General features: G+C 43.9%; 25 protein-coding genes and 1 pseudogene. 25 read left to right on the forward strand and 1 reads right to left on the reverse strand.

Annotated features, from left to right (window positions below; translation table 11 throughout):
• Position 1: 1 nt before the first annotated feature.
• The 23 genes and pseudogenes from rplV (at position 2) to E2K74_RS06055 (ending at position 12,176) form a co-directional block, all read left to right on the forward strand.
• Entirely contained in the window at positions 2-331 is a 330-nt protein-coding gene (gene rplV / locus E2K74_RS05945) for a 50S ribosomal protein L22 (protein ID WP_001982638.1), read from the forward strand.
• A gap of 1 nt (position 332) precedes the next feature.
• Positions 333-1,149 (forward strand): annotated as a pseudogene (gene rpsC / locus E2K74_RS05950) (30S ribosomal protein S3).
• A complete protein-coding gene (gene rplP, locus E2K74_RS05955; protein WP_151203986.1) occupies positions 1,089-1,502 on the forward strand; it encodes a 50S ribosomal protein L16 in 414 nt (137 codons plus the stop codon). Before rpsC ends, rplP begins: the two are co-directional and overlap by 61 nt.
• The gene (rpmC, locus tag E2K74_RS05960) at positions 1,502-1,699 is read left to right on the forward strand and encodes a 50S ribosomal protein L29 (protein WP_151203985.1); all 198 of its coding nucleotides are present in this window, start codon (positions 1,502-1,504) and stop codon (positions 1,697-1,699) included. The genes rplP and rpmC overlap by 1 nt, the downstream gene beginning before the upstream one ends.
• Positions 1,696-1,953, forward strand: a complete 258-nt coding sequence (gene rpsQ / locus E2K74_RS05965; RefSeq protein WP_151206736.1) for a 30S ribosomal protein S17 — start codon at positions 1,696-1,698, stop codon at positions 1,951-1,953. Before rpmC ends, rpsQ begins: the two co-directional genes overlap by 4 nt.
• Positions 1,954-2,044: 91 nt before the next feature.
• Entirely contained in the window at positions 2,045-2,413 is a 369-nt protein-coding gene (gene rplN / locus E2K74_RS05970) for a 50S ribosomal protein L14 (RefSeq protein ID WP_001982634.1), read from the forward strand.
• A gap of 9 nt (positions 2,414-2,422) precedes the next feature.
• Positions 2,423-2,740, forward strand: a complete 318-nt coding sequence (gene rplX, locus E2K74_RS05975) for a 50S ribosomal protein L24 (protein WP_151203983.1) — start codon at positions 2,423-2,425, stop codon at positions 2,738-2,740.
• A 16-nt stretch (positions 2,741-2,756) separates the two neighbouring features.
• The gene (gene rplE, locus E2K74_RS05980) at positions 2,757-3,293 is read left to right on the forward strand and encodes a 50S ribosomal protein L5 (protein ID WP_151203982.1); all 537 of its coding nucleotides are present in this window, start codon (positions 2,757-2,759) and stop codon (positions 3,291-3,293) included.
• Between the two features lie 9 nt (positions 3,294-3,302).
• Positions 3,303-3,608: a 30S ribosomal protein S14 gene (rpsN, locus tag E2K74_RS05985; RefSeq protein ID WP_151203981.1), complete on the forward strand. Its 306-nt coding sequence runs from the start codon at positions 3,303-3,305 to the stop codon at positions 3,606-3,608.
• A gap of 12 nt (positions 3,609-3,620) precedes the next feature.
• Positions 3,621-4,016, forward strand: a complete 396-nt coding sequence (rpsH, locus tag E2K74_RS05990) for a 30S ribosomal protein S8 (protein ID WP_151203980.1) — start codon at positions 3,621-3,623, stop codon at positions 4,014-4,016.
• 13 nt (positions 4,017-4,029) lie between these two features.
• Positions 4,030-4,563 (forward strand): 50S ribosomal protein L6, encoded by a 534-nt coding sequence (gene rplF / locus E2K74_RS05995; RefSeq protein ID WP_151203979.1) that lies wholly within the window; start codon positions 4,030-4,032, stop codon positions 4,561-4,563.
• Positions 4,564-4,577: 14 nt separating this feature from the next.
• Positions 4,578-4,928, forward strand: a complete 351-nt coding sequence (gene rplR / locus E2K74_RS06000) for a 50S ribosomal protein L18 (RefSeq protein WP_004281497.1) — start codon at positions 4,578-4,580, stop codon at positions 4,926-4,928.
• Positions 4,929-4,930: 2 nt separating this feature from the next.
• Positions 4,931-5,428: a 30S ribosomal protein S5 gene (rpsE, locus tag E2K74_RS06005; protein ID WP_151203978.1), complete on the forward strand. Its 498-nt coding sequence runs from the start codon at positions 4,931-4,933 to the stop codon at positions 5,426-5,428.
• A 6-nt stretch (positions 5,429-5,434) separates the two neighbouring features.
• A complete protein-coding gene (gene rpmD / locus E2K74_RS06010; protein ID WP_004809788.1) occupies positions 5,435-5,611 on the forward strand; it encodes a 50S ribosomal protein L30 in 177 nt (58 codons plus the stop codon).
• A 3-nt stretch (positions 5,612-5,614) separates the two neighbouring features.
• The gene (rplO, locus tag E2K74_RS06015) at positions 5,615-6,055 is read left to right on the forward strand and encodes a 50S ribosomal protein L15 (protein WP_151203977.1); all 441 of its coding nucleotides are present in this window, start codon (positions 5,615-5,617) and stop codon (positions 6,053-6,055) included.
• A 45-nt stretch (positions 6,056-6,100) separates the two neighbouring features.
• The gene (secY, locus tag E2K74_RS06020; RefSeq protein ID WP_171478806.1) at positions 6,101-7,420 is read left to right on the forward strand and encodes a preprotein translocase subunit SecY; all 1,320 of its coding nucleotides are present in this window, start codon (positions 6,101-6,103) and stop codon (positions 7,418-7,420) included.
• A 20-nt stretch (positions 7,421-7,440) separates the two neighbouring features.
• Complete coding sequence (rpmJ, locus tag E2K74_RS06025) at positions 7,441-7,557, forward strand: 50S ribosomal protein L36 (protein ID WP_000867907.1); 117 nt, start codon at positions 7,441-7,443, stop codon at positions 7,555-7,557.
• Between the two features lie 107 nt (positions 7,558-7,664).
• Positions 7,665-8,021, forward strand: coding sequence for a 30S ribosomal protein S13 (rpsM, locus tag E2K74_RS06030; protein WP_151203976.1), 357 nt, complete (start codon positions 7,665-7,667; stop codon positions 8,019-8,021).
• Positions 8,022-8,040: 19 nt separating this feature from the next.
• Positions 8,041-8,427: a 30S ribosomal protein S11 gene (gene rpsK, locus E2K74_RS06035; RefSeq protein ID WP_004281491.1), complete on the forward strand. Its 387-nt coding sequence runs from the start codon at positions 8,041-8,043 to the stop codon at positions 8,425-8,427.
• A gap of 12 nt (positions 8,428-8,439) precedes the next feature.
• Positions 8,440-9,063, forward strand: coding sequence for a 30S ribosomal protein S4 (rpsD, locus tag E2K74_RS06040; protein WP_151203975.1), 624 nt, complete (start codon positions 8,440-8,442; stop codon positions 9,061-9,063).
• Positions 9,064-9,079: 16 nt separating this feature from the next.
• On the forward strand, positions 9,080-10,087 hold the full coding sequence (locus E2K74_RS06045; protein ID WP_151203974.1) for a DNA-directed RNA polymerase subunit alpha: 1,008 nt from the start codon (positions 9,080-9,082) through the stop codon (positions 10,085-10,087).
• 19 nt (positions 10,088-10,106) lie between these two features.
• Positions 10,107-10,472, forward strand: coding sequence for a 50S ribosomal protein L17 (gene rplQ, locus E2K74_RS06050; RefSeq protein ID WP_151203973.1), 366 nt, complete (start codon positions 10,107-10,109; stop codon positions 10,470-10,472).
• Between the two features lie 213 nt (positions 10,473-10,685).
• Positions 10,686-12,176, forward strand: a complete 1,491-nt coding sequence (locus E2K74_RS06055; RefSeq protein WP_151206737.1) for a flavin-containing monooxygenase — start codon at positions 10,686-10,688, stop codon at positions 12,174-12,176.
• A gap of 57 nt (positions 12,177-12,233) precedes the next feature.
• Here E2K74_RS06055 and E2K74_RS06060 read toward each other — a convergent pair whose 3' ends face one another.
• Complete coding sequence (locus E2K74_RS06060) at positions 12,234-13,406, reverse strand: acyl-CoA dehydrogenase family protein (protein WP_151206738.1); 1,173 nt, start codon at positions 13,404-13,406, stop codon at positions 12,234-12,236.
• A gap of 183 nt (positions 13,407-13,589) precedes the next feature.
• Between E2K74_RS06060 and E2K74_RS06065 the strand changes: the two genes are divergently transcribed.
• On the forward strand, positions 13,590-13,847 hold the full coding sequence (locus tag E2K74_RS06065; protein WP_151206744.1) for a succinate dehydrogenase assembly factor 2: 258 nt from the start codon (positions 13,590-13,592) through the stop codon (positions 13,845-13,847).
• On the forward strand, positions 13,840-14,223 hold the full coding sequence (locus E2K74_RS06070) for a hypothetical protein (RefSeq protein WP_151206739.1): 384 nt from the start codon (positions 13,840-13,842) through the stop codon (positions 14,221-14,223). The genes E2K74_RS06065 and E2K74_RS06070 overlap by 8 nt, the downstream gene beginning before the upstream one ends.
• The last annotated feature ends 570 nt before the right edge of the window (positions 14,224-14,793 follow it).

A 14,793-nucleotide genomic window follows, 5' to 3' on the forward strand; every position in this document is an offset into this window, starting at 1 on the left:
GATGGAAGTAACTGCTAAATTACGCGGTGCCGCTATCTCGGCACAAAAAGCTCGTTTGGTTGCAGATCTTATCCGCGGCAAATCTGTTGCGCACGCTCTTAACATTCTTAACTTCAGCAACAAAAAAGCTGCAGTTCTGGTTAAGAAAGCGTTGGAATCTGCAATTGCAAACGCTGAACACAATAACAGTTTAGATGTAGACGATCTTAAAGTTTCTACGATCTACGTTGATGAAGGCATGAGCCTGAAACGTATTATGCCACGTGCTAAAGGTCGTGCAGATCGTATTACTAAGCGTACTTGTCACATCACCGTTAAGGTAGGGGTTTGATATGGGTCAGAAGGTTCATCCAATCGGTATCCGCCTAGGTGTTGTGAAACGTCATAACGCTAACTGGTATGCGAATCCGAAACAATACGCTGAATACTTGCTTAAAGATTTGCAGGTTCGTGAGTTTTTAACTAAAAAACTTAAGAATGCAATGATCAGCAATATTCTTATCGAACGCCCTACAGGCGCTGCTAAAGTAACAATTAGCACTGCTCGTCCTGGTATAGTGATCGGTAAAAAAGGCGAAGACATTGAGAAATTACAACGCGAATTAACATCTATCATGGGTGTTCCTGCGCAAGTAAGCATCAACGAAATCGATCGTCCAGACTTAGACGCGCGTCTGGTTGCTGAAGCAATCGCTTCTCAATTAGAAAAACGTGTAATGTTCCGTCGTGCTATGAAGCGTGCGGTTCAAAACACGATGCGTGCTGGTGCTAAAGGTATCAAAGTAGAAGTTTCAGGCCGTTTAGGTGGTGCTGAGATTGCTCGTACTGAATGGTATCGTGAAGGTCGTGTACCTCTACATACGCTTCGTGCTGATATCGACTACGCAACTATGCGCGCTGAGACTACTTACGGTACGATTGGTGTTAAAGTTTGGATCTTCCGTGGTGAGATCTTGGGCGGCATGAAACAAGTCATGAACCCGGCTCCAGCTGAAGAGCGTCAAGCTAAACGCGGTCGCGGTCGTGGTGAAGGTCAAGAGCGTCGTGGTCGTCGCAATGATCGTTCTGCTGAAAAAGGAGAATAATCCATGTTGCAACCTAAACGTACTAAATTCCGTAAGGTGCAAAAAGGCCGTAACACTGGTCTAGCGCACCGCGGTAGCTCAGTATCTTTTGGTACTATTGCGCTTAAATCAGTTGAACGTGGTCAAATGACTGCGCGTCAAATTGAAGCAGCACGTCGTACAATCAGCCGTCGTATTAAACGTGGTGGTAAGATCTTTATCCGTGTTTTCCCGGACAAGCCGATTACTTCTAAACCACTTGAAGTGCGTATGGGTAAAGGTAAAGGTTCTGTGGAATACTGGGTTTGTCAAATCAAACCAGGTAAAGTCTTGTACGAAATTGATGGTGTGAACGAAGAGTTGGCAACAGAAGCATTCAAGCTTGCTGCAGCTAAACTTCCGTTTAAAACCACTATCGTGACTCGGACGGTAATGTAATGAAAACTAAAGATCTACGTGAAAAGTCGGTAGAAGAGTTGACAGCTTTGCTTGATGAGCAACAGCTTAACCAATTCCGTCTTCGTATGGCGAAAGCAACTGGTCAATTGGGTAAATCGCACGAAGTTGCATTGACTCGCAAGACTGTTGCTCGTATCAAGACCCTACTTACCGAAAAACAGGGGAACGGACAATGAGTGAAAATACAGTCCGCACGTTAACCGGCAAGGTTGTGAGCGACAAGATGGACAAGTCTATCGTTGTACTGATCGAACGCCGCGTTCAACACCCGTTGTATGGCAAATTAATCCGCCGTTCAACAAAATTACATGCTCATGATGAGAACAATACTGCCAAGCTTGGTGATGTTGTAACCATTAAAGAAAGCCGCCCAATGTCTAAAACTAAGTCTTGGACTTTAGTTGAAGTTGTTGAAGCAGCTACTGAGTAATTAACGTTCTTGTTGCATCATCGGTTAATTTCGAGTACTCTTTGAGCCTTTCGAAATTGTGACCGGTGATGCTCGGTTTTGGAGTAGGGCAATGATTCAGACCGAAACTATGCTCGACGTAGCAGACAACAGTGGTGCTCGCCGCGTACAATGTATTAAAGTACTTGGTGGTTCACATCGTCGTTATGCTTCTGTTGGCGACATTATTAAAGTTACTGTAAAAGAAGCAATTCCACGCGCACGTGTTAAAAAAGGTGACGTGATGAATGCAGTGGTTGTTCGTACTAAATTCGGCATCCGTCGTCCAGACGGTTCAGTGATTCGTTTTGACGATAACGCTGCTGTTATTTTGAACAACAACAAAGCGCCGATTGCAACTCGTATTTTCGGACCAGTGACTCGTGAACTTCGTACTGAACAGTTCATGAAAATTATTTCATTGGCTCCTGAAGTTCTATAAGAGGCGATCATGGCGAAGATTAAAAAAGGCGATCAAGTAATTGTGATCGCAGGTAAAGAGAAAGGCAAACAGGGGACTGTTCTGTCGGTTTCTAATGACCGTGTTAAGGTTGAAGGCCTTAACTTGGTTAAGAAGCATCAAAAGCCGAACCGTGTTACTGGCGCTGAAGGCGGCATCGTAACTCAGGAAGCTTCGCTTCATATTTCAAATGTGGCAATTTTTAATGCTACAACCCAAAAGGCTGACCGTGTTGGTTACCAAGTGATTGATGGCGTGAAAACTCGCGTTTATAAATCAAATGGTGAATCAGTGGCGGTAGCGAAGTAATAGGTTGAAATAGGCAATGGCCAGACTTAAAACACGTTACAACGACGAACTTAAAGCTCAGTTACAAGAAACATTGGGTCTTAAGAATGTGATGGAGATTCCTCGCATCACTAAAATCACGATCAACATGGGTGTTGGTGCAGCAGCTGCTGACAAAAAACTCCTTGATGGTGCTCTTTCTGATATGCAAGCTATCTCTGGTCAAAAACCAGTACTTACGTTAGCTCGTAAATCAATTGCTGGTTTTAAAATCCGTGATGGTTGGCCGATCGGTTGTAAAGTTACTTTACGCGGCGAACGTATGTACGAATTCTTAGACCGTCTAATCTCGATTGCGATCCCTCGTATCCGTGACTTCCGTGGTTTCTCTGCGAAATCATTTGATGGTCGTGGTAACTACTCAATGGGTCTTAAGGAACAGATCATGTTCCCTGAAGTCGATTTTGACAAGATTGACCGTATTCGTGGTATGGACATTACCATTACTACGACTGCTCGCACCGATGACGAAGGCCGTGCGCTTATGCGTGCATTCGGCTTCCCGTTCAAATAAGAGGTCGATATGGCTAAGAAAAGTATGATTAATCGCGAGTTGAAACGCGAAGCTACTGTTGCTAAATACGCTGCAAAACGTGCTGAATTAAAAGCTGTAATTGCAAACGTAAATGCATCAGATGAAGAACGTTTCGATGCGATGATGAAGTTACAAGCATTACCACGTAATGCGTCTCCAGTACGTCTACGTAACCGTTGTGGTTTAACTGGTCGTCCTCATGGTTACTTCCGTAAGTTCGGCTTAAGCCGTAACAAGTTACGTGACACAGTAATGCAAGGTGATGTACCGGGCGTTGTTAAGGCAAGCTGGTAAGGAGCACTATAAATGAGTATGCAAGATACCGTTGCCGACATGCTAACACGTGTTCGTAACGCACAAATGGCAAAGAAACAAACAGTTTCTATGCCTAATTCTAAGTTGAAAGTTGCGATTGCTAACGTACTTCAACAAGAAGGTTATATTTCAAATGTAGAAGTTGCGGATGTTGAAGGCAAAGCAACTCTTACTTTGACTTTAAAATATTTTGAAGGCAAACCAGTTATCGAAACTGTGAAACGCGTAAGCCGTCCTGGTCTACGTCAGTATCGCGGTAAAGATGCACTTCCAAGCGTTAAGCAAGGTTTAGGTATTGCAATTGTTTCTACAAGCAAAGGCATCATGACTGATCGCGCTGCACGTGCTGCAGGCGTTGGTGGTGAAGTTATTGCTTTTGTTTCTTAATAGGTGATTCCTCATGTCTCGTGTGGCTAAAGCCCCAGTAACTGTCCCTAACGGTGTAACAGTTACTCAGAACGGCCGGCAGGTCGAAGTGAAAGGCAGCAAAGGTACATTGTCTTTCAACCTGCATGCGCTGGTCGAGCTTAAACAGGAAGAAGGTCAACTTCAAATTGCTCCTAAAGCTGAGTCGAAAGACGCTTGGATGCAAGCTGGTACTGCTCGCGCTGTGCTTAACAACCTTGTAAAAGGTGTGAGCGAAGGTTTCGAACGTAAGTTACAACTTATCGGTGTTGGTTATAAAGCTGCGGTTAAAGGTAACATTGTTAACCTTAACCTTGGTTTCTCACACCCGATCGACTATACGCTTCCTGAAGGTGTAACTGCTGAAACTCCAACTGCAACTGAAATTGTTCTGAAATCTGCTGATAAAGCAGCTTTAGGTCAAGTTGCTGCAGATATCCGTGGTTACCGTCCACCAGAGCCATATAAAGGTAAAGGTGTTCGTTATTCTGACGAAGTTGTACTTCGTAAAGAAGCTAAGAAGAAATAAGGCGCGAGGTTCTTATGAACGAAAAGAAACAATCCCGTTTGCGTCGTGCGAAAAGCACACGCTTGCACATCCGTGCATTGGGTGCGACTCGTTTGTGTGTAAACCGCACTCCGCGTCACATCTATGCTCAAGTTATCTCGGCAGATGGTGGCAAAGTATTAGCGCAAGCTTCTACTTTAGATGCTACTTTACGTGCGGGTACAACTGGTAACGTTGAAGCAGCTCAGAAAGTAGGTGCTTTAATCGCAGAGCGCGCTAAAGCAGCTGGTGTTACTAAAGTTGCATTTGACCGTTCTGGTTTCAAATATCATGGTCGTATCAAAGCCTTGGCTGATGCTGCCCGTGAAAACGGCTTGGAGTTCTAATCATGGCTAAAGTTGAACAAAACGAAGGTCTTGTTGAAAAGCTGGTTGCCGTTGATCGTGTAGCCAAAGTTGTTAAGGGTGGTCGTATCTTCTCTTTCACCGCATTGACTGTAGTGGGTGATGGGAATGGTCGCGTAGGTTTTGGTCGTGGTAAGGCACGTGAAGTTCCAGCTGCTATCTCTAAAGCACTTGAAGCTGCACGTCGTAACATGATTACCGTTGATCTTGTTGATGGTACGTTACAACACCCAATTCATGCTCGTCATGGCGCTAGTCGTGTATTCATGCAGCCTGCCTCTGAAGGTACTGGTGTAATTGCTGGTGGCGCTATGCGTGCAGTTTTAGAAGCTGTTGGTGTACGTGACGTATTAACTAAATGCCGTGGTTCTACTAACGCTGCTAACGTAGTAAACGCAACTTTCAATGGTTTGCGTGATATGACTACTCCTGAGAAGGTTGCTGCGAAACGTGGTCTGTCAGTAGAACAAATTCAAGGGTAATCAATCATGAAAACGATTAAAGTTACCCAGACTAAATCTGCATCGCATCGCTTGAAAAATCACAAGCTGAGCCTGAAAGGTTTAGGTCTGCGTCGTATTGGTCATACTGTAGAAGTGTTAGATACACCTTCTAACCGTGGTATGATCAACCAAGTCTACTATATGGTTAGTGTAGAGGAATAAGCCATGACTCTGCGTTTAAATGAACTTGCACCTGCAGAAGGTGCGAAGCGTGAAGCTCGTCGCATAGGCCGTGGTATCGGTTCTGGCGTTGGCAAGACTGGTGGTCGTGGTATCAAAGGTCAAAACTCACGTAAGAGCGGCGGCGTCCGTCCAGGTTTCGAAGGTGGTCAAACTGCACTTTATCGTCGTTTACCTAAATTCGGTTTCACTAGCCAATTGGCTTTGAAAACTGCTGAAGTACGTCTATCTGAGCTGACTAAAGTTGAAGGTGACATCGTGTCTCTTGAAACTTTAAAAGCTGCGAACGTTGTACGTAAAGACATGACTCGTGCTCGTATCGTACTTTCTGGTGAAATTACTCGCGCATTCACTTTACAAGGTGTTGCTGTGACTAAAGGCGCTAAAGCTGCTGTTGAAGCTGCTGGCGGTAAAGTCGAGGAGTAATCCCCAGTGTCTATGACTCCTAGTTCTTCAGGTCATGTCAACATGATGAAAGGCCAACCATTTCATGTGAAATATCGTGAAATTATTCGTCGAATGATGTTTCTCATTGGTGCGTTGTTGGTATTTCGACTAGGAGCGCATATTCCAGTACCAGGCATTAATAATGCTGCACTTGAAAATCTGTTTAATGCAAACCAGGGCACGATCCTTGGTTTGTTTAACATGTTTTCGGGTGGTGCATTAGAGCGGATGTCTATTCTTGCACTCGGAATCATGCCTTACATTTCTGCATCTATTATCGTGCAGTTAATGTCCTCGGTGGTTCCTCAGCTCGAAGCTTTGAAAAAAGAAGGTGAGCAGGGCAAACGTAAGATTAATCAATATACACGACAGGGCACACTGTTCCTTGCACTGGTGCAAGCGATCGGTATGTGTGCAGGCCTGATCAGCCAGGGAATTACCCTGACTTCTGGTCTGGCTTTTTATGTTCCTGCAGTAACTTCTCTGGTCGCGGGAACCATGTTCCTGATGTGGCTGGGTGAACAGATTACTGAGCGCGGGGTGGGAAATGGTATTTCCATGATCATCTTCGCAGGTATTGTTGCAGGATTGCCGAACCTGGTTATGCAGTCTCTGACTTCTGTAGATAATGGTCAGACAAGTCTGATTGGCCTTGCCATATTTGGATTGTTATCTATTGCCGTGCTTGCAGCAATTGTATTTATCGAGAAGGCGCAACGTCGTATTCCGGTGAACTATGCCCAAAAGCAGCAGGGTCGTCGTGTATTTACTGCACAGCAAACTCATTTGCCATTAAAAATTAATATGGCAGGTGTGATTCCGGCAATTTTTGCCAGTTCATTGCTTCTGTTTCCAGCGAGCTTGGGGCAGTGGGTCGGTAGTTCGGATCCGAGTGCAGGAATTATCAAGCGTGGTCTGCAAGATCTGGCATTGGTTTTATCGCCTGGTCAGCCGTTGTATTTGGTGCTCTTTGGTGCGTTAATTATCTTTTTCTGTTACTTCTATACAGCACTGGTATTTAGTCCTAAAGAAGTATCAGAGAACTTGAAGCGCAGCGGAGCTTATGTGCCTGGTATACGTCCAGGTGAGCAAACTGCTCGTTACTTAGATCATATTCTCAGTCGTTTGACCTTTATTGGCGCGATTTACATCACTGTCATCTGTTTAATGCCGATGATCCTGCAAAGCTCTTTTGGGATTCCATTTAGCTTGGGTGGAACATCGTTGCTGATCGTGGTAGTGGTGGTGATGGACTTTATGGCTCAGCTGCAAGCACATCTCACCTCGCACCAGTACGATAATCAAACGTTAATGAGAAAAACGACTGCTCATCCTAAGGGATAAGCGCACTTAGAGGTTTCATCATGAAAGTACAAGCTTCTGTAAAGAAAATTTGTGGTAGCTGTAAAGTTATCCGTCGTAATGGGGTTATCCGCGTAATTTGTAGCGCAGAACCTCGTCATAAGCAGCGTCAAGGTTAATCTGATCAAGACCTGTTGATTTCAGTAGGCGAATTGGGTTATTATCCGCCCCTCAAGATTTTTGTGGGGCGGTTGATTATCTTAACTGCCTTTTTGGAGAAAATTGAATGGCTCGTATTGCCGGTGTAAACATTCCGGATAACAAGCATGCTGTTATCTCTCTAACGTATATCTTTGGTATTGGTCGCCACACTGCTAAGACTATCTTAGCTGCTGCAGGTATCCCAACTACTACTAAGATCCGTGAGTTAGATGACACTCAGCTTGATGCGATTCGTGCAGAAGTTGCCAAGGTTCCGACCGAAGGTGATTTACGTCGCGAAATTTCCATGAACATTAAACGTTTAATGGATTTAGGCTGCTACCGCGGTCTTCGTCATCGTCGCAGCTTGCCTGTCCGTGGACAAAACACCAAAAATAACGCACGTACCCGTAAAGGTCCGCGCAAACCGATTAAGAAATAAGATTTCTGGAAGCTAAAAGATGGCTAAAGATACTCGCGCACGCAAGAAGGTCACCCGTACCGTCTCTGAAGGTGTTGCACACATTCACGCTTCTTTTAATAACACCATTGTGACTATTACCGATCGTCAAGGTAATGCACTGGCTTGGGCCACCTCAGGTGGACAAGGCTTCCGTGGATCACGTAAATCAACTCCGTTCGCTGCTCAGGTAGCTGCTGAAGTTGCTGGTAAAGCTGCTTTAGATTACGGTTTGAAAAATTTGGACGTCCTTGTAAAAGGTCCTGGTCCAGGTCGTGAGTCTGCGGTTCGTGCATTAGGTGCAGTGGGTTATAAAATTAACAGCATTACCGATGTGACTCCAATTCCTCACAACGGTTGCCGTCCACCTAAAAAACGTCGCGTGTAAGGAGAAACATTCATGGCTCGTTATATTGGTCCAAAATGCAAACTCTCTCGTCGCGAAGGGACAGACCTGCAACTAAAATCTGGCGTTAAACCATTTGACGTTAAGACTAAAAAACATGCTAAAGCTCCTGGCCAACATGGTCAAAGCCGTGCAAAACAATCTGAGTACTCACTACAATTACGTGAAAAACAAAAAGTACGTCGCATGTACGGTGTTTTAGAGCGTCAATTTAGTAATTACTATAAAGAAGCTGCTCGTGTTAAAGGTGCAACTGGTGAAAACCTGTTGAAATTGCTTGAAAGCCGCCTGGATAACGTGGTTTATCGCATGGGTTTTGGTTCTACACGTGCAGAAGCTCGTCAGCTGGTATCACACCGCTCAATCACTTTAAATGGTCGTCGCGTAAACATCGCGTCTATCCAGGTTAAAGCGGGTGATGTAATTGCAGTTCACGAAGGCGCTAAACAACAATTACGTATTAAAAACGCAATTGAATTGGCTGCTCAACGTGGTATTCCTTCTTGGATGGAAGTAGATCATTCTAAACTAGAAGGTACGTTCAAAACTGCTCCAGATCGTTCTGATTTACCTGCTGAAATCAACGAAAGCTTGATTGTAGAATTGTATTCTAAATAATCCTTGAGGTAGCAATATGACGCGTACTGCAAATGAGTTTCTAACTCCGCAAGCGATCAAGGTCGAAGCGGCAAGCGGGACCTCGGCAAAAGTTATTCTAGAACCGTTAGAGCGTGGCTTTGGTCATACTCTTGGTAATGCTTTACGTCGCATCCTTCTTTCTTCTTTACCTGGCGCAGCTGTGGTGGAAGTAGAAATTGAGGGTGTTGAGCACGAGTACAGTACTTTGGAAGGCTTGCAGCAGGACATCGTCGAGCTCTTGCTGAACCTAAAAGGATTGTCTATTAAGCTGTTCGATCAAAATGAAGCTTATTTAACATTAGAGAAACAAGGTCCAGGCGACGTTACTGCGGCTGACCTTCGTTTACCTCATAATGTTGAAGTGGTTAACCCTGAACACTTGATTGGTACATTAAGTGCTACAGGCTCATTAAAAATGCGCCTAAAAGTGGCCCAAGGCCGTGGCTATGAAACGTCTGACTCACGCTTCCCGGAAGGTGAAACTCGCCCAGTGGGTCGTTTACAGTTAGATGCTTCTTATAGCCCGATCAAACGTGTGTCTTATACAGTGGAAAACGCTCGTGTAGAACAACGTACTGACCTTGACAAACTGATCATTGATCTTGAAACCAACGGTACAGTTGATCCTGAAGAAGCAATCCGTAAAGCGGCGACGATTTTGCAACAACAAATTGCAATCTTTGTTGACCTTCAGAAAGATCAAGCGCCTGTGGCTCAAGAACCTCGTGAAGAAGTTGATCCAATCTTGCTTCGTCCAGTAGATGATCTAGAGCTAACTGTTCGTTCTGCTAACTGTTTGAAAGCAGAAAACATTTACTACATTGGTGATCTTGTACAGCGTACTGAAGTTGAGTTGCTTAAAACTCCTAACTTGGGTAAAAAATCGCTTACTGAGATCAAAGATGTTCTGGCTTCTAAAGGCTTACAACTCGGCATGCGTTTAGAGAACTGGCCACCAGCCAGCCTCCGTATGGACGATCGTTTCGCCTATCGTAGCCGTTAATTAAGTAGGACTATTCACCATGCGTCATCGTAATAGTGGTGTGAAATTAGGCCGTACAAGCAGTCATCGTAAAGCGATGTTCCAAAACATGGCTAACTCTTTGTTTGAACACGAGTTGATCAAAACAACTGTGCCTAAAGCGAAAGAATTACGTCGTGTTGCTGAGCCTTTAATCACTTTAGCTAAAGTCGATACAGTAGCAAACCGTCGTTTGGCATTTGCTCGTACTCGTTCAGCTGCAACTGTGGGTAAATTATTTACCGTTCTTGGCCCTCGTTACAAAGAACGTAACGGCGGTTATCTACGTGTTCTTAAAGCGGGCTTCCGTGCAGGTGATGCTGCACCGATGGCTTACGTTGAGCTAGTAGATCGCGAAGTTGAATAATTTCGTGTAGAGTAGCGTACGTTATTCAAAAAAGGTCGGTTGTATAAACTGGCCTTTTTTAATGCCTGAAATTTCTAATTTTGGTTGTCTGGACTCTGTGAAGGATTGTCCTGAAAAGATAAGAATTAAATTGCTTTTAACCAAACTTGACATTGTGTATTGTCAGTTTTGTGATTTAATAAAAATAGATACTCGTATAGGTAAAAAAATAATATGGAAAAGCAGGTTGATATTCTGATTGTAGGGGCAGGCATTTCTGGGATTGGGCTGGCCGCCCATTTGTCCAAGCATTGTCCGCAGCGTTCATTTGAAATTATAGAACGACGTGAAAGTATTGGCGGGACCTGGGACTTATTTAAATATCCAGGTATCCGTTCAGATTCGGATATGTCGACTTTTGGTTTTAATTTTAAACCCTGGCAAAAAACCAGCGTATTGGCAGATGGACCCTCTATTAAAGGCTATTTGAATGAAGTGGTGACAGAATTTCAATTAGAACCAAAAATTCATTATCAGCATCGTGTCATCAGTGCCAATTATGATTCAGCCAGCCATAAATGGTCAGTAAAAATCGAAGATGCAGAAGGAAAAACACAGACTTGGATTGCAAATTTTGTTTTAGGCTGTACTGGTTATTATAATTATGATCAAGGCTTCCAGCCGGATTTTCCGAATCAGCAGGCCTTTAAAGGACAGTTTATTCATCCTCAGCACTGGCCGGAAAACCTGGACTATCGCGGTAAAAAAGTGGTGATTATTGGAAGTGGGGCAACTGCGATTACGCTTGTTCCAGCGATGGTAAAAGGTGGAGCAGGGCATGTAACCATGTTACAACGCTCACCTACTTATATCGCTTCGGTACCCTCTATCGATGTGGTCTATGCCAAAATGCGTAAGTATCTGCCCGAAGAGATGGCTTATAAGCTGACCCGTGCCCGAAATATCGGTATGCAGCGTGGAATTTATGCACTGGCACAGAAACAGCCAAAACTATTGAAAAAACTGCTGCTGAATTCTGTGAAATTCCAGCTCAAAGGCAAAGTGGACATGAAACACTTTACCCCCAACTATGAGCCATGGGATCAGCGTTTATGTGTAGTGCCTGATGGGGATCTATTTAAAATTCTACGCGAAGGTCATGCATCGGTTGAAACCGATCATATTGAAAAATTGACCGAAACGGGTATTTTGCTGAAATCTGGCAAGCATTTGGAGGCAGATATCATCGTTTCAGCCACCGGTTTAAATATTCAAATCTTAGGCGGTATTCAGGCCACTTTGGATGGCAAGCCTCTCAATACCTCTCAGCACATGTTATATCGCGGTATTATGGTCAGTGATGTGCCGAATATGGCCTTAATTATTGGTTATATCAATGCTTCCTGGACCTTAAAGGTGGATATTGCGGCAGAATACATTTGCCGTTTGCTGAACCATATGGATCATAAGGGGTATGATGAGGTGGTTGCTCAAGGGGATGTTAGCGAATTGATGGACGATACGGTCATGGGCAGCTTGAGTTCGGGCTATATCGCCCGCGCGGCGGATGTCATGCCAAAACAGGGGAAACATGCCCCTTGGCATGTCAGTAATAATTATCTGGCCGATCGCAAGGATCTGAAGCAGGCTTCTTTTAAAGATGGTGTGCTGAAATTTAAAACCAAAGTAACTGCTGTTCAGAGCAAGCCACGACTGGTATCCTGAAAATCTCTGTAAAATAAAAAGGAGTACTTGAGGTACCCCTTTTTAGATTATGAAACATTAAAGCGAACGGGCAATCAGCTCTTTCATGATTTCATTGGTGCCTGCATAGATGCGATTAGCCCGGTTATCGAGATAAGCTCTAGCAATTGGATATTCCAGCATATAACCATAACCACCATGCAATTGCAGGCATTCATCTACAACCTTACTGTACATTTCTGAGATTTTGTATTTGGCTGCCGCTGCTGCGTCAACTCCTAACTCATTTTTCAGCTGTAACTCCATACAGCGATCCAGATAGGCACGGCATACTTCGATTTCAGTACGCAGCTCTGCCAGTTTAAAGCGGGTATTCTGAAAGGCTGCCACGGGTTTGCCAAAAGCCTGGCGTTCCTTGGTGTATTGCAGTGTATGTGCAAAAGCCGCTTCAGCACCAGCCTGACAGATAATCGCCACAATCAGGCGTTCCCAAGCCAGCTCTTTCATCAGCATAATGAAGCCCATACCTTCCATGCCCAGCAGATTTTCTTTAGGCACACGGACATCGTCGAAGAACAGTTCACAGGTATCCTGGCCTTTCATCCCGATTTTATTTAAAGGTTGGCCTTTGCTAAATCCTGCACGTTCTGCTTCTACCAGAATAAGGGATAAATTGGCGGAGCCTTTGTCGCTATTGCCCGTTTTGCACACTACAATTGCCAGATCACACAGATAGCCATTGGTAATGAAGATTTTGGAGCCATTGATAATATAGTCATCTCCATCCTGAACAGCAGTGGTGCGTACTGCTTGCAAGTCGGAGCCGGTACCGGGTTCGGTCATGGCAATGGCTGTAATGGTTTCACCCGTTGCCATTTTCGGTAACCATTGTTGTTTCTGGGTGGCATTACCAAAATTTAAAATATAGTTGGCAACGATATCGGAATGTAGGGAAAAACCGGTGGCTGAATCACCGGCATAGGCCTGTTCTTCAATTAGGATCATGCTATAGAGACGATCTACACCGGAACCTCCATATTCTTCCGGCATGGTCGAGCAGAGCAGGCCTAATGCACCTGCCTTGAGCCAAAGCTCACGGTCAACATGCTGTTGCTGCTCATATTTTTCTGTATAAGGAATGACTTCCTGTGTATAGAATTTGCGTACCGTCTCACGAAAAGCCTCATGTTCGGCAGTGAATAATTGGCGTGGTAACATGCCAGCAAGCGGTCGGATCGCAGTGGATTGCATCTTATTTTTCCTGATTTTGTGTCTTTTTCCCTAAATTAGGACAAGCCGGTATAGGCAGCAATGAGCAAAAGACTCAAATCCCAGATATATCCTGATGCTTTTGGTCATTTATATGAAATTCCTCGAAATTCAGTGGTTGCTTCAGGTAAACTATTCGGGTTTGAAACCGGTTGGGGGAACTCGATGACTGATGAAATAAGCTTAGAAGAACGCAAAGTGATTTATCGTGCACGTCGTGGCTTAAAAGAGCTAGATGTGTATTTTGATCCCTACGTAAAAAACTACTATCTCAGCGCTGAACCTTTTGAAAAAGAAATGTTTGCTGAGCTGGTTGCTCAGGAAGATCCGGATCTGCTGGACTGGTTTATGGAAGTGTCGGAACCGCCACGCCCTGAATTGAAAGACTTTATCCTGAAACTTAAATTCTACGTTCATGGATAATCGTTGTTTCAGGCTGAAACGCAGTAAGTGCGCCCTGACGTTTCAGCTATTTATTTTTGCTGTATTGATGTTCCTGCTTTACCAGTTGTTACCTCTATTTCTATGGGGGGTATGTGGTATTTTAGGTGTCCTCATTTATCATCTGTTTTACCGTAAAACTCCGCAGGTTGAACAGTTGGAATATTTGGATGGGCGAGAATGGTCACTGAGCACAGTAAAAAAGACCTCTCGTGTGACGATTAGTCATGTGATTGATCATCAGGTCTATATCGTGGTGTATTTCCAGCATGCCAAGGCGCGCCCTTTGCTGATCTGGTGTGATCAATTGCCGCTAAAACAGTGGAAATCTTTAAAAGTTCTTACAAAAATGCTGTAATTGTTAGACAACTAGTACAGCTTTATTTTCTATAAACCTATTTAAAACAAATATATATTTCTCAAATCTCTCTTTTTGTTAGACAGGATTCCTTGTTTATTGAGGGAAAGAGTGAATTGTCTGACAATTTTCCTGCTGGTTTTTTGATAAGCAGGTACATTGAAGTCACCAACGCCAGCAGAGGAGATCATGATGGAATTTCCAGTGTGGATGTTTCTGATCGCAGCAATTGTTTTAGCCTTGGTCTTTGGAAGACTTGGAACAATATTGAAGGAAAAATTTTCACCTGAACCCTAATAAAGCCTATTTAAGTGCTTTCCCAGTTAATAAGTGGCATGTGCTGAACCGTCGCAATGCTACTTTTTTTTGCCCAAAATTTGGGTATTTTTCTATTCGAGTCAATTGCACTGGACTAAATTCATGGCAAAGTGATTGTTTTGGATTAGGGCGTGTCCTCATTTGAAGAATTGGTTTTAAATACTTAAAATCCTCCTTTGAGTTATTTTTATTTCTACATTTTCAATGGCACGCACTCTTCTTACCGATGATATCTGGCAGAAAATTCAAGAT

This window comes from Acinetobacter sp. RF15B (assembly GCF_007558235.1).
GTDB lineage: Bacteria > Pseudomonadota > Gammaproteobacteria > Pseudomonadales > Moraxellaceae > Acinetobacter > Acinetobacter lwoffii_C.

Coding starts and splice junctions, on each gene's coding strand:
- E2K74_RS06045 (WP_151203974.1), top strand. CDS start 9,080: ATGACGCGTACTGCAAATGAGTTTCTAACTCCGCAAGCGATCAAGGTC.
- E2K74_RS06055 (WP_151206737.1), top strand. CDS start 10,686: ATGGAAAAGCAGGTTGATATTCTGATTGTAGGGGCAGGCATTTCTGGG.
- rpsK (WP_004281491.1), top strand. CDS start 8,041: ATGGCTAAAGATACTCGCGCACGCAAGAAGGTCACCCGTACCGTCTCT.
- E2K74_RS06070 (WP_151206739.1), top strand. CDS start 13,840: ATGGATAATCGTTGTTTCAGGCTGAAACGCAGTAAGTGCGCCCTGACG.
- E2K74_RS06065 (WP_151206744.1), top strand. CDS start 13,590: ATGACTGATGAAATAAGCTTAGAAGAACGCAAAGTGATTTATCGTGCA.
- E2K74_RS06060 (WP_151206738.1), bottom strand. CDS start 13,406: ATGCAATCCACTGCGATCCGACCGCTTGCTGGCATGTTACCACGCCAA.
- rpmC (WP_151203985.1), top strand. CDS start 1,502: ATGAAAACTAAAGATCTACGTGAAAAGTCGGTAGAAGAGTTGACAGCT.
- rplO (WP_151203977.1), top strand. CDS start 5,615: ATGACTCTGCGTTTAAATGAACTTGCACCTGCAGAAGGTGCGAAGCGT.
- rplP (WP_151203986.1), top strand. CDS start 1,089: ATGTTGCAACCTAAACGTACTAAATTCCGTAAGGTGCAAAAAGGCCGT.
- rplE (WP_151203982.1), top strand. CDS start 2,757: ATGGCCAGACTTAAAACACGTTACAACGACGAACTTAAAGCTCAGTTA.
- rplR (WP_004281497.1), top strand. CDS start 4,578: ATGAACGAAAAGAAACAATCCCGTTTGCGTCGTGCGAAAAGCACACGC.
- rpsN (WP_151203981.1), top strand. CDS start 3,303: ATGGCTAAGAAAAGTATGATTAATCGCGAGTTGAAACGCGAAGCTACT.
- rplQ (WP_151203973.1), top strand. CDS start 10,107: ATGCGTCATCGTAATAGTGGTGTGAAATTAGGCCGTACAAGCAGTCAT.
- rpsD (WP_151203975.1), top strand. CDS start 8,440: ATGGCTCGTTATATTGGTCCAAAATGCAAACTCTCTCGTCGCGAAGGG.
- rplX (WP_151203983.1), top strand. CDS start 2,423: ATGGCGAAGATTAAAAAAGGCGATCAAGTAATTGTGATCGCAGGTAAA.
- rpmD (WP_004809788.1), top strand. CDS start 5,435: ATGAAAACGATTAAAGTTACCCAGACTAAATCTGCATCGCATCGCTTG.
- rpsM (WP_151203976.1), top strand. CDS start 7,665: ATGGCTCGTATTGCCGGTGTAAACATTCCGGATAACAAGCATGCTGTT.
- rplF (WP_151203979.1), top strand. CDS start 4,030: ATGTCTCGTGTGGCTAAAGCCCCAGTAACTGTCCCTAACGGTGTAACA.
- rpsH (WP_151203980.1), top strand. CDS start 3,621: ATGAGTATGCAAGATACCGTTGCCGACATGCTAACACGTGTTCGTAAC.
- rplN (WP_001982634.1), top strand. CDS start 2,045: ATGATTCAGACCGAAACTATGCTCGACGTAGCAGACAACAGTGGTGCT.
- secY (WP_171478806.1), top strand. CDS start 6,101: ATGAAAGGCCAACCATTTCATGTGAAATATCGTGAAATTATTCGTCGA.
- rpmJ (WP_000867907.1), top strand. CDS start 7,441: ATGAAAGTACAAGCTTCTGTAAAGAAAATTTGTGGTAGCTGTAAAGTT.
- rpsQ (WP_151206736.1), top strand. CDS start 1,696: ATGAGTGAAAATACAGTCCGCACGTTAACCGGCAAGGTTGTGAGCGAC.
- rpsE (WP_151203978.1), top strand. CDS start 4,931: ATGGCTAAAGTTGAACAAAACGAAGGTCTTGTTGAAAAGCTGGTTGCC.
- rplV (WP_001982638.1), top strand. CDS start 2: ATGGAAGTAACTGCTAAATTACGCGGTGCCGCTATCTCGGCACAAAAA.